Annotated in this window: 9 protein-coding genes; 1 reads left to right on the top strand and 8 read right to left on the bottom strand. The window is 37.0% G+C overall.

Annotation, left to right across the window (positions count from 1 at the left end; genetic code table 11):
- Positions 1-7: 7 nt before the first annotated feature.
- A complete protein-coding gene (gene nrdR / locus OW492_RS06520; RefSeq protein WP_290039130.1) occupies positions 8-466 on the bottom strand; it encodes a transcriptional regulator NrdR in 459 nt (152 codons plus the stop codon).
- 313 nt (positions 467-779) lie between these two features.
- Here nrdR and msrA point away from each other — a divergent pair, with 313 nt between their 5' ends.
- Positions 780-1,316 (top strand): peptide-methionine (S)-S-oxide reductase MsrA, encoded by a 537-nt coding sequence (msrA, locus tag OW492_RS06515; RefSeq protein WP_290039129.1) that lies wholly within the window; start codon positions 780-782, stop codon positions 1,314-1,316.
- Between the two features lie 68 nt (positions 1,317-1,384).
- Here msrA and OW492_RS06510 read toward each other — a convergent pair whose 3' ends face one another.
- From OW492_RS06510 to OW492_RS06480, 7 genes are all read right to left on the bottom strand, one after another.
- On the bottom strand, positions 1,385-3,325 hold the full coding sequence (locus OW492_RS06510) for an EAL domain-containing protein (protein ID WP_290039128.1): 1,941 nt from the start codon (positions 3,323-3,325) through the stop codon (positions 1,385-1,387).
- Positions 3,326-3,332: 7 nt separating this feature from the next.
- A complete protein-coding gene (locus tag OW492_RS06505; protein WP_354669227.1) occupies positions 3,333-3,992 on the bottom strand; it encodes a transglutaminase-like cysteine peptidase in 660 nt (219 codons plus the stop codon).
- A gap of 44 nt (positions 3,993-4,036) precedes the next feature.
- Positions 4,037-4,639, bottom strand: coding sequence for an OmpA family protein (locus OW492_RS06500; protein WP_290039126.1), 603 nt, complete (start codon positions 4,637-4,639; stop codon positions 4,037-4,039).
- Complete coding sequence (locus OW492_RS06495) at positions 4,626-6,032, bottom strand: TolC family outer membrane protein (protein ID WP_290039125.1); 1,407 nt, start codon at positions 6,030-6,032, stop codon at positions 4,626-4,628. Before OW492_RS06495 ends, OW492_RS06500 begins: the two co-directional genes overlap by 14 nt.
- A gap of 25 nt (positions 6,033-6,057) precedes the next feature.
- Complete coding sequence (locus OW492_RS06490) at positions 6,058-7,431, bottom strand: HlyD family type I secretion periplasmic adaptor subunit (protein ID WP_290039124.1); 1,374 nt, start codon at positions 7,429-7,431, stop codon at positions 6,058-6,060.
- Positions 7,431-9,611 (bottom strand): type I secretion system permease/ATPase, encoded by a 2,181-nt coding sequence (locus OW492_RS06485; RefSeq protein WP_290039123.1) that lies wholly within the window; start codon positions 9,609-9,611, stop codon positions 7,431-7,433. The genes OW492_RS06490 and OW492_RS06485 overlap by 1 nt, the downstream gene beginning before the upstream one ends.
- Before the next feature lie 110 nt (positions 9,612-9,721).
- The coding region (locus tag OW492_RS06480) for a VCBS domain-containing protein (RefSeq protein ID WP_290039122.1) at positions 9,722-13,363 on the bottom strand (3,642 nt) is incomplete at its 5' end.

The raw sequence follows: 13,363 nt of genomic DNA, 5'->3' as shown, positions 1-13,363 counted from the left end.
GGTAAGTTTACTTATTCGTTGTGTCTAATTTAGCGATTTCTTCACCAAACTCTTTGACATCTTCAAAGGCACGATAAACAGAAGCAAAACGAATATAAGCTATTTTGTCTAATCCCTTAAGTAAATCCATTACTAATTCACCGACCATTTTACTCGGTATCTCACGCTCTCCTGTTGCTCGTAAGGTGGATTTTAATTTATTAACCGCACTTTCAACGGCTTCAATACTTACCGGCCTTTTTTCTAAGGCGATATTGATACCAACAAGTAGTTTTTCTTCGTTAAAAGGTTCTCTACTTCCATCTGATTTAATCAAACGAGGCATAATTAACTCAGCAAGTTCAAAAGTGGTGAAACGCTCATTACATTCGTTACATAAACGACGACGACGCACCTGAGAACCTTCAGAAACAAGGCGAGAATCGATCACCTTTGTATCTTGAGTATTACAAAAAGGACAAAACATGGCGTATTTCTCTGTGTAATAAACGATTGTCGCATAAGAGTCTCTTTTACACTCAATTAAGCAACTAATATTAAAGATTAAAATTGGCTAGTAAGTTAACATAATTTCCACAATCTTTGGCATTTTTTATCAGGAAAATTTAGTAAGAAAAGCATTATCATTCCACAAAAAATTGCACATAACTGATATTATTTTAATCATTTAAGCGCGAAAGAATGGAAACTAATAACAATATACTGTAAATAAAAAGATAGATTAACTATTTGCTATTATTTCGCCCCCTTTTGAGCGATATAATTTAATGAGAGGTATTATGGCACAAGAAAAAATGGTCGTTGGCGCTGGTTGCTTTTGGTGTGTAGAAGCTGCTTTTAACCAAATTGAAGGCGTAATCAGCGCTATTTCTGGTTATTGTGGGGGAGCTGCATCACAAGCAAATTATAAGGCCGTCTGTACTGGTGAAACTGAGCATGTTGAAGTAGTTGAAGTTACCTTTGATAACCAAATTATTAATTTTTCGCAATTATTAACACTATTCTTTAGTGTACATGATGCAACACAAGTTAACCGACAAGGCAATGATATAGGTACCCAATATCGTTCTGTGATCTTTTACCAAAACATTGAACAACAACAAATCGCTCAAGAAATGATCGAGACAATTAATGATCAGCAATTATTCGATCAGGATATTGTGACTAAACTGGAGGCTGGGAGCGAGTTTTTTGTTGCTGAAGATTATCACCAGAATTACTACTTAAATAATCCAAATCAAGGTTACTGCATGGCAGTCATTGCCCCTAAATTTCAAAAATTTAAAGCGCAACACCAAGCATTATTAAAGAAATAGGTAAGCGATAGAAAAATAAGCCCCGTACACTGTACGAGGCTTATTGTATTGGTTAACAATCAAGTTAATTAGCTAATATAAGTTGGTGGCGTAATAAACCCTTGGTAACCACTAGCATGTAGACTTTTTAGCATGTTCAATTGCTCTTGATCTTCCACAGCGGTAATAATCACTTCAATTCCTAAACCACGTGCAGTATTAATTACTGCTCGACTCAAGGCTAGACGTTCAGTTAGTTCATCCACTTCCATCTCATTCTTCAAGTTACAAGATAGTGATTGATCTAATTTAACATAGTCAGGTTTTATTGATTGTAAGTAAGCAACCGAACCAATCTCTCGTCCATAGTGATCAATACCTACTTTACCGCCCTGTTGCTTCACTATATTAGTGAATTTTTGAGATTGTTTAGGGTACGTTAATACAGTACTTTCTTGAATTTCAAAATGGAAACGATGTGGGTTCTTTTGGCGACTCATGAATAATTCTAACCAATCATGGAAATGTAAATCTAAGATACTATCTTGCGTTATATTGATCGCAACTTTTTCTTGTTTAGACAAAATAGTCGAGTTCTCAGCAATTACTTTTAATAATGATTGATCAAACTCACTACCTAACTCAAGTTGTTCAATGTAAGGCATAAATTGTGCTGCACGAACAACGTTCTCTTCTATTTGTAATCCACTATAAATTTCACGTTGCATAACTGTCCCATCATCAAAAGATAATGCAGGATGCCACTGTAATAAAAAGTTTCGTTTCACAATTGCTTCTTGCAATAAGTCACGCCATTGTGAAATGGCTAACTCTTGCTCTTCATTATTTTCAAACCACTGACATACTTGGTTCTCTGATAAAGCTGCTTGCAATGCGTTATCTGCATTACCTAATAACTGAGATGCCGTCATGCCTTGTGCTCTAACAGCCACACCGATCGAGAACTGATCTTCTTCTTGATAATTAGCACTAATCATGGCTTGATTAATAAGACGAATAACATTCTGTAAATATACTTTCAGTTGTTCGTTTGATGCTTTAGTCACTAAGAATACAAACTCTCGACTAGAAATACGAGCAATCACACAAGGTGCAATCGAAGGTAATGAACGCTGCATCTCTTTTGCTAAAATTTGGATTGTGTTATCCCTTACTTGGTAACCAAATTGGTCATCAATTTCTTGTAGCCAATCTAATCTCGCAATTAAAACACCACCGTAGCCTGGATCTTTCATCCAACTACCTAATTGACCATTAAGGTATAGACGATTTGGTAATTGCGATACTTTATCAGTTAGTTTTTCATTTTTTAATGAAACAACTTCTTTATCAAGTTGAGAGAAAACCGTCTGAAGTTGACCAGACATACTATTAATCGCTAATACAACTTCTTTTAATTCAATTGTTTCAGGAATTTTAAGGTCCGGCTGAAATTCGCGTTTTGCAATCAATTTAGCTTGGTCTGCAACACGATGAAGTGGTGTTAAGATCTTCGTTAAACGAAAACGTAAAATAATCACAGAAAAAATAAATAAAATGATTAGTGTGATCAGCGTATCCGTCATTACTTTCCATAATTGACTGTAACCGATAGCAGGGTTAGCTTCTAACTTCAACGTTGCTAGTTGTATCCAGCCATTGTTGATAGTGCTTTCCGTGCTTTGCGTATCAAACAGCTCTAGGTTAGTAAACCAGTCTGGCACACTTTCAGCCTGAACAGGGTTTTCCCATACCTGAGTCTTACCGTTTTCAAGCCACGTTAAACTCACTTTTTTATAAAATCCACCTTCAAAAATAACATTGATGACCGTCTCTGCAGATGCAATATCACCCGTCTCTAGATGCGGTTTCAACATCAATGTTAATGCATTGGTTGTATTATTTAAATCAGATGAAATCTGACTGTCCATAAACGTCTTAGTTTCGGTGAACTGAAAATACATCAAACTCGATACAACTAGTAAAAACAGCCCTAGCAATAATGAGTTGATCTGATTAAACAGTGTCATAAATAAATTACTCCATAGATAATACAGGTTGTTTTAATTTGTTAAGTCCCATACGAAGGTTTAAATCATTCCATCGTTTGAGTCTACTTGGTTTGCCTGCGACACGACCTTGTCTTTTTTCATTGTTTAACCATAACTTTGTACCGTTAAAGCTATATACAGGAACTAAATCTTTCCGGTCGTTTGATTTCTTTATTCGACCATCAATATTGTCTAAAATTAACGGTTCTGATGTTGGTGTTTCGTAATAAGCAACAACCATATGGTATTGATTTAAAGTTAATGACTTAACCATGACGATACGTAACTTATCGTCATCAACGCCAATCGCTAATAATGTGAAGTACTTCGCTAAGGCAAAATCTTCACAGTCACCAGCATTCACACCTATAAACTCTACAGGCGTCGCCCAATAATTACTTTCACCCCACAACTTTTTGTCCGTTGTAAACCTTAATTGGTTAAAAAAACGATTAGTGCGTAATAACTTTTGATGTTCATTTTCATAACTTGCATTCAATAATTTTAACCACGCTTTGCCCCGTAATGCGGCTCTTTCCCCATAATTTTTAGTTAAGGTGGAAATTAATTTACTTGTGTTAAAGCTTAATGAACTACTTGCATAAGTGTAAAGATTACTTATGTATAAAAGTAAAATCGTCAGCATTAGCTTTTTTATTATTGACACGTTTTAATCTTTAATAAAAATGATTATTCACGGTCATCGACACTATAAATATTCCATTTCATATCAATGACTTCTTTTCCACCTGCAATTTCAGCAACAATGCGACGGTTTTGTGCATTAGCATAATCGCTATGGCCTTCATTCAATAATTGCTCAAAGCCGTAACCAACCGCAGCTACACGATCTCGGTTAATACCGTATTTATTCACCAAAATAGATTTCACTGCTTCAGCTCGTTTTAAGGACAACAATTTATTATATTTAGCTGTTCCAACTTGGCTTGTGTGCCCTTCGATAGACACATTAACTGATTTATATTCTTCCAATAAACCAGCTAACTTCTGAATTTCAGGGAAATATTTAGCATCTACTACTGAAGAGTTATTATCAAAATTGACTAATAAAGTTACTCTGACTTTTTCGATCACATCAACACCACAACCATTATTATCAACAGCTGCACCTAAAGGCGTATCAATACAATTATCTCGAGCATTGATCACACCATCCCCTTCAGGGTCAGATAAATCATAAAGCTGCTCTGTAGTGACATTAGCAGGATCAATGACGTTGATTGAACAACCACTTAATAGAACGACTCCGGCTAATAAACTAATCTTTTTCATTGTAAACTCCACCATCAAACTCTTGCTCCCCTTTCCACGCTTCAGGGCGTGTTACACGTAAAGAATCTAGCAATGTCCCCATTGCATGTAAAACTCTATATTGTGCTGTAATTTCATCAAATTCAGCTTCTAAAAAATCTTTTCTTGCTTCGAAAAGCTCATTTTCAGTGTCAAGTAAATCCAATAAGCTACGTTGGCCAATTTTAAATTGCTCTTTGTAATCTTCTTGAGAATCTTTCGCTGCAATAACATGCATTTTGATATATTGCTTTTGCTTATTAAGTAGTTCGTAAGCATCCCACGACAAAGTGAAACCTTCTTTTACTTCACGATGGGCTTTCATATTTAATGCTTTAGCTTCATTGATTTTATAAGCAGTTTCTTTGGCGTAGGCTTTATCTCTACCACCATTATATAAGTTATACCTAAAGCGTAACATTGCAACAACGTCGTCATTGTTACCGCCTACATCATTAGTTCCATTGTAACCATCTACACCATCAATGTTATCATTGAAATTCGCTTCAATTTCTAAATTTAACTCAGGATAAAAAGTGGACTTTGCACTTTTATATTGTGCATTTGCAGATTGAATATCGTTAGTTGATGCCCAAATAGAAGGATGATTTTTAAGCGCTAACTCTAAGCCTTCTGCCTGTGTTTTTGGCAGCTTACTATTATCAGGAAAAGGAATAACTAAGTTTTCAGGTGTTTGATCAACCACACTATAAAACATCGTTTTACTATCTAGATAATTGTTCTTCGCAGCAATTAAATTTGATTCAGCTTGAGCCAAACGACCACTTATTTGTGATAAATCAGCCTTACTACTAAAACCAGATTCAGTACGTTCTTTTATTTGGTCATAAATGTCGATATGTGACTGGAGGTTTTTTTCAGATAACGCAACTAATTTTTCAGCTTCAATTAAATCGATATAAACTTTAGTCACTTCTAGCGTAATATCTTCAGCAATAGAATGTAAGCGCCATTGCTCTGCACTTGTAGCATAGCTAGTACGATCAACTTCACTACTGGTTTTAAAGCCATTAAATATGTTTTGAGTTAAACTTAATCCAAGTTCTCTTCTAGTAAGCTCTTCTGTGTTATCTAAGCTATCAGTATAACGTCTTGTCGTCGGGCTATCAGTATATTCGTAGCCAATACCACCTGTAGCTTCAAGCGTTGGGTAATAATCAGCCTCCGCTTGATCCACTTGTTTTTCTTTCACTTTAAATTGAGTGAAGGAAGTGTGAATTTCCGGGTTTGTATCTAATGTATGCGCAACGGCCTGCTCCAAAGATTGGCTTTGAGCCTGAAAAGGCATTAATACTAAAGAGCTGAAGGCAACTAATGCCGCTTTTTTAGTCATTCCATTTTGTAATGATTTCATTCTTTCTCCATATCCTTTACTCAACTTAATACTCTCGTAAAGCCGATTCTTTGGCCCTTAAAATTGGATTAAACATATATTCAAGTACGGTTCTTTTACTTACCATGACATCAACACTGGTCAACATCCCCGGAATAATCGACATTTCGTCTTTATTATCTTTATTCATACTCGATTCAGTAGTACGAACTCTTACAATATAAAAACTATTGCCTTCTTCATCTTGAGTTGTATCCGCACTAATTAATTCAACAACTCCGTCCAGTGCACCATAGCGGGTAAAATCATAAGCTGTTATTTTTACTCGAGCAGGTAAACCAACATGAATGAATGCAATATCTTTAGGGATTATTTTAGCCTCAACTAACAATTTATCCTCTGTAGGCACTATCTCCAATAATACCTGACCAGGTTTCACAACTCCACCTAAAGTATTGATGTGTAGGGTTTTTATGGTTCCTACTACTGGAGAGGTAATTAACGCTTTACTCACTTTATCTTGCACACCCACTTGTGCCTCAGTAATACTTGATAAAGCAGCTTGCTTCTCATTAAGTTGAGCTCTCGCATCCTTACGAAATTCTAAAACAAGCTCTTGGCGCTTCAAAATTGATTCTTGTAATGCAGATTGATTTCTTGGTAATTGGGCTTGTAATGAACGTAATTCGCCGCTCAATTCATTCACTGATCTCTCTAATTTTAATAACTCTACTTCAGGTACAATATTTTTTTGAGCTAATGGACGTGTTAATTTTAACTCTCTATTGGCTAAATTTAAGCTACTTCTTAAAGTACGCATTTTCGAACCTAGCTCAGTAATTTCTTGTTGTCTTTGTTTAATTTGCTGTGCTTGGATTGCAACTTGGTTTTCTAAACTATTCAAACGTCCTATATATTCATCTTGCTGCTGATCCACCAATGCTGCAGCTGTCGTTTGCATATCCTCAGGAAATTCTAATTTCTTTTGTTTGATCTGAATTTGCAAATTCCAATCATCTACATTTGCAATCAAAATACTACTTAGTTCAGCTCGTAATCGAATAATATCAGCCCTTAATGCATCTACTTCTTGTCCCTGCTGAGCAAGATCTGAACGAAACCGTGTATCATCAATACGCGCTAAAGGTTGCCCTTTAGTTACTAGCATCCCTTCTTTAACATAAAGGTCTTGAAGAATACCGCCATCTAAGCTTTGAATAACTTGTACTTGTGATGAAGGAACAACTTTACCTTCACCTCTAACGACACGATCTAACTTCGCAAAGTAGGCCCATACAAAAAAACATATAAATAATGCAAATAAAGCCCATATTGTTAATCGTTGTGCTGTTGGTGTTTCGGTAAGCATTGCCCCGTATACATCATCAGCCATCTCTAAATCTTGCTTAGAACCTTTCATTATTCAGCCTCTTTTGTTGCAGCAGCATATTGGCCTGATGCCAGCCTTTCTAATACGCTTTCTTTCGGGCCGTCAGCAACAATTTTACCATTATCAACAATAATGATACGGTCGACTAACTGTAAAAGGTGCATTTTATGAGTAATTAATAACATACTGCGATCTTTAACTGTTTGTTTCATTGAGTTAATGAACTGTTTTTCTGCTCGAGCATCTAAACTAGCAGTGGGTTCATCTAATAATAATATTTGAGGGTCATTTAAAATAGTGCGTGCTAAAGCAACTGCTTGCCTCTGCCCCCTAGATAAAGAGGTACCTCCTTCACCTACTTGTAAGTCTAACCCTTCCGATGCTAAATCCGTAAACAAACAAACACCTGATAATTGCGCTGCACGCAGTAACTGATATTCGGTAACTTGTCTTGTGCCAAATAAAATATTGTCTTTAATTGTACCGTGAAAAAGCGTGATATCTTGCGGTAAGTAACCAATATTACTTCGTAAATCGCTCGGATGAATTTGCTCTTGATGCAAACCATCATAACGTATGGTTCCTGATGAAGGTTTATACAAGCCGAGAATTAATTTTGCTAAAGTTGTTTTACCTGAACCATTGCGTCCAATGATAGCGAGTTTTTCATTCGGTTTAATTTTTAGTGAAAATGGGTATAACGCTGTTTTTTCACTATTGGGATATTGAAAAGAAACTTGTTCACATTCAATATTACCTTCTAATTTATTACGACTTACTAGATGGCCTTTATTTTCAAATTCGCTCTCTTGTTCCATGATTCCGTCAATTTGACGTAATGAACTAACCGTTTGATTATAACGTGTCATTAAAGCAGCAATTCTTGCCATAGGGCCAATTGCACGACTTGATAACATAACAGCAGCAATGATTGCCCCCATTGATATTAACCCTTCAGAGACGCGATAAACCCCTAGAACAATAACGGCAATAACTGAAGCTTGAATAACAAAACTTGACACATTAGACACTGAGTTAGTGATCATTTTCACCTTCAATTGCCATTTAGCTGTGTGACCAACCATCTGCTGCCATGTATGTTGAATAAGCCCTTCTGCTCCATTTGCTTTAATCGACTCTAATGAAGATAAACTTTCCACTAAATGCCCATGACGTAAACCAGAAAATTTATTACTTTCTTCAATCGCAATCTTTAACTTTGATTGCACAACAAAGCTGTAACCGATAATCAAGAAAGTAGCAACAACAGGAAAGTAAACTAGATCACCGGCTACAAGCCAAATAATGAACATAAAGAGAATGGAAAAAGGAAGGTCAACTAACGCGGTAATCGTAGCAGAAGATAAAAACTCACGAACACTGTCAAATTCACCAAGTTGTCGAGCCATGCCACCAACACTTGACGATCTTTTTTCTAATGGAACTCCAATTACTTTTGAGAAGAGTTTTGAGGATATTTCAACATCGACTTTTTTCCCTGCAACATCGATTAAATAAGCTCTAATCTGCTTCAAAATAAAATCAAAAATATAAGCAATGAAAGCGCCAATAGCAAGTACCCACAGGGTTTCGAATGCTAAGTTCGGAACAACTTTATCATATACATTCATGACAAAAAGAGGAGATAATAAAGCAAATATATTAATCAGAACTGAAGCAATTATCACATCACGGTATATGGAAGCGGATTCTTTAATGCTATCCCATAACCAATTATCTGTTGATTGATGGATATGTACATCAAAATGACGATCACCATGATATTTCTGTTTAATTAAAAATAGATACCCCACATACTCAGACTCTAATACTTCAAGACTAAGTACTTCTTGACCACCAGTCTCAGGGAAAGAGACTTTTGCTTCATTATTGTGAGTATCTATTTCATGTAAAATGCATGCTTGTTTATTTTTAAGCATCAAAATACACGGTAACAACATACTAGGTAATGAGTTTAAAGTTCGTCGGTCTAGTTTCGCACTCAAACCTGCTCGGCTAGCCGCTTGAGGAACAAGTTCAGGAGATAAGTGTTGTTGTGCCAATGGTAAACCCGCAGCTAAAGCTTCTGCTGAACACGGGGTAGAAAAATACTCACTTAATAGTACTAAACAATCTAATAAAGGATCATGTCCGATGCGTGTGGATGCATTAATTTCCCATTTTGGAGGCTTATTATTATTTTTACTCAAACGTTACCCTTTCTACTAATAGGTATAATACTACTACTGTAACAGTAGAAGTATTATTGACCTATTAAATATATTTAAATGATTACTATTAACCTATTTTTTAATAAAAATTATTGAGAAAGATCATCATCTAACGAAGAAGTTGAGCTACTTGTATCTATATCTGTATTATCGCTAATAATTAACGCTCCTTCCTCATATAAAGTATTTATTACAGTTTCAACTTCTGATGAAGATAATTCACCATCATGCGTAATACCTTCTAACTGTATATCCTCCAAAATAATTGTTGCTACATTCTCTCCAGATTCAGTGCTGGATACATTTAATGTTGTATCGATACCATCGAAACTTATTTCAAAATATTCACTTAATGTGCTTTCAGTTTCACCTTGTAATAAGTCGCTTAAATCTAAAGCATCACCTTCTTCAATATCGAAATCAACAATAATATCAGTTCCAGCAGCATCCCCTTCAGACCATGTGAAAGTATCAGCTCCAATTCCACCTATCATTGTATCATTACCAACACTGTCGATTAGATTATCATCTCCGGCTCCACCAACTAAAATATCATTTCCTATCCCGCCAGATAACTCATCATCTCCAGCTAAACCTAAAATAGAATCATCATTAATAGTCCCATTTAAATCATCAGCTTCATCGCTACCAAAAATAGAATCATCACTAGCAACAATTAAATTAATGGATGTTTCGGTTGACGAAGTTTCACCATTTAAAGACTCTGTCGTTGTAGCCGTTACAAACAACTCGTAATAACTTGTACTATCAACTTCAGTACTTAAAAGAGTTAAATTATCTAAATCCCAAGAAGTTACATCAATAAGGCCATCATCACTTGAAGAAGTGTATGTATTTTCACCATCACTTAATGTAAAGCCATTAGGAATGTCGGAAATAACCAGCGCTAAGGATTCAGTATCATCCAATACAGTATCTTCAGTGCTAATATTTAGGGATATAGCCCCCCCCTCAGTAACAACAACTGCTTCGTCGGTAACCTCTTCCTCAACCACTTTGTCAAATGAAATGCTATTAATTAAGTAGTCGTCGCCACTTCCAGGTGCTGTGAACACAATCTGATCAAAACCCTCTCCATTCGCATTAATTGTAATCGGGTCATCAACATTGTTACTTCCGCCGTTTATAGTACCTGAACCGACTAAAACTCCATTGGAATAAAGACTATAAGCTGCTGTTTCATTTGGATTTAACCAAGAAAATGCAACATCGGCACTTGTTATTTCATAATCTATATCAACTACAATTGATTCTGAACCAGTATTATTTAAATAACCTAATTCAGCATTTGCTCCAGATGCCCTTCCTGAAACACCGAAACCATCATGAGTAGTACCTGTAATTGAGCTTAAAGTGGTCTGTACTCCAGTTGCTGTATATGCTGTTACGGTATAACCACTATCTGTTTCATTGTAGTTTTCTGCAGATAAACTAATTGACTCAGTGTATTCAGTGTCAATAGTAATATTAACTGTAGGAGTTGTGGCTACAGGAATAACTAAAGGTGTACTGGATACAGACTCTCCATCGACAGAGCCATCATTTGTGGTTAATGTGTATTCTGGTAAATCTTGTCCACTATTAACTAATTCAGCGCCAGCTTCAGTTAATACAATGGTATTATCTACAATTGCATAATTAACACTATCGCTAATCGATACAGTGACGTCATCTCCCTCAGCATCGAATGTAGTAAATGTAGATACAATAGTACCTTCTACCGCAGTATCTTCAGTAAGTTCATTAGTACTCGTTATCTGAATCTCAGGTGCGCTGTTTGCACCATTTACAGTGACAGAGATATCCTGAGTTTCGCCATTTAATTCTACGGTAAATGTTTCTACGATAGTTTCATCAGTATCTAGATATGCGATATCACTATTATCAACTTCATATGTCCAATTACCATCTGCATCAATAGTTAACTCACCAAGTGCACTACTGCCTGCAGTTGAAGCTGCAAAGACAACCGTTGGAGCAAAACTACTTCGATCTGAATCATCAACATCAATGAAGGTAATTTTTCCTGAATCCGTTAAGGTTGTTGTATCCGCACTATCTTCGGAGACTTCTCCTTCTGCACTATCACCGGCGCTAGTATCCACTACGATTTCAGTAGCGTCTTCTGTACCAATAATATCAATGGTAATGATTTCTTCAGTACCATTTAAAGTAACCGTATATATCTCTGTTATTTTCTCACCTTCATCTAGGTACTGAACCAATGAATTATCAACGCTATAACTCCAATTACCATCATTTTCTAAAGTAACAGAGCCCAATTGACCTAAACTTGAAGTCGAACTTGTAAAGTTAACTTCTGGCTCAAAAGAGGCACTATCTGAATCGTCTGCATCTCCAAACTCAAGCGTATCATTTGTTGTTAAGAATCCAGGTGTAATATCATCATCGTCCTCGAAAAGTCTAGCATACGCATCTCTTGTTCCTACTGGCTCGATAGTCGTAGGATCTTCTGAACCATTAATAGTGACTGTAATATCATGTGAAGTTCCGTTTAATGTGACTGTGAATACTTCTACTAATGACTCACCTTCTCCTAAGAATTGAACCGCACTATTATCAACCTCATAAGTCCAATTACCATCTGCATCAATAGATATTTCACCTAGAGCGCTATCCCCTTCATTTTCAGGAGAGAACTCGACAGTAGGCGCAAAGTTTTCACTGTCTTCAGTATCTACATCTGAGAATGTTAATGTACCTGAGTCTGTTAGAGTTTGAGTTGCACTTATTTCTTCGTCTTCAGTCACTTCGCCAATATCACTATCTGAAGTTCCAACTAGAATTTCAGTTGGATCATCTACAGGATTAACGGTGACATTAACCGTTTCTGTATTGCCATCTTCATTGGTGTACGTGAAGGTATCCGACCCGTTGAAGTCGGCATCGGGTGTGTAAGTCACTGTGCCATCATCGTTGATAGCCACTGTGCCGTTAGTGCCGTTAGTCACTGAGGCAACAGGTGATACTTCGCTATCTTCGTCTGTATCATTATCTAACACATCAATAATTACAGCTGTATCTTCATTAGTAGTAATTGAATCTGGCGCAGTAATACTTGCATCGTCAACGGTAGTAACCACTGGCGTCGCTGAATCAGTGTCACCGTCAACCATACCGTCATTAGGCGTCAGTGTGAATTCTGGTAATGCTTCACCACTGTTTACAAGCGCTGCGCCCGCTTCTGTTAGCACCACCGTGCCATCTACGATCGCGTAGTTGACTGTGTCGCTCAGGGTAACGGTAACATCATCACCGTCTTCATCTGAGGTAATAAAGGTAGAGACTTCTGCTCCAGCAACCGCACTGCCATCATCTTCCACAAAGGCATTGGTACTGGTAATTTCTACTTCTGGCGCATCATTGACTGTGCTAACCACTGGCGTCGCTGAGTCTGGCTCACCGTCCACCGTACCGTCATTAGGCGTCAGTGTGAATTCTGGTAATGCTTCACCACTATTCACAAGCGCTGCGCCCGCTTCTGTTAGCACCACCGTGCCATCTACGATCGCGTAGTTGACTGTGTCGCTCAGGGTTACCGTTACGTCATCGCCATCTTCATCTGAAGTAGTAAAGGTAGAGACTTCTGCTCCAGTAACCGCACTACCATCGTCTTCCACAAAGGCATTGGTATTGGTAATTTCTACTTCTGGCGCATCATTGACTGTGCTAACCACTGGCGTCGCTGA

Origin of the sequence: Psychromonas sp. 14N.309.X.WAT.B.A12 (assembly GCF_030397575.1) — a bacterium.
Taxonomy (GTDB): domain Bacteria; phylum Pseudomonadota; class Gammaproteobacteria; order Enterobacterales; family Psychromonadaceae; genus Psychromonas.
This window is presented reverse-complemented; position numbering and strand designations above follow the sequence as displayed.

What these genes read in the sequence shown, in the direction of transcription:
- nrdR (WP_290039130.1), bottom strand. Translation starts at nt 466, where the DNA reads ATGTTTTGTCCTTTTTGTAATACTCAAGATACAAAGGTGATCGATTCT.
- msrA (WP_290039129.1), top strand. Translation starts at nt 780, where the DNA reads ATGGCACAAGAAAAAATGGTCGTTGGCGCTGGTTGCTTTTGGTGTGTA.
- OW492_RS06510 (WP_290039128.1), bottom strand. Translation starts at nt 3,325, where the DNA reads ATGACACTGTTTAATCAGATCAACTCATTATTGCTAGGGCTGTTTTTA.
- OW492_RS06505 (WP_354669227.1), bottom strand. Translation starts at nt 3,992, where the DNA reads ATGCTGACGATTTTACTTTTATACATAAGTAATCTTTACACTTATGCA.
- OW492_RS06500 (WP_290039126.1), bottom strand. Translation starts at nt 4,639, where the DNA reads ATGAAAAAGATTAGTTTATTAGCCGGAGTCGTTCTATTAAGTGGTTGT.
- OW492_RS06495 (WP_290039125.1), bottom strand. Translation starts at nt 6,032, where the DNA reads ATGAAATCATTACAAAATGGAATGACTAAAAAAGCGGCATTAGTTGCC.
- OW492_RS06490 (WP_290039124.1), bottom strand. Translation starts at nt 7,431, where the DNA reads ATGAAAGGTTCTAAGCAAGATTTAGAGATGGCTGATGATGTATACGGG.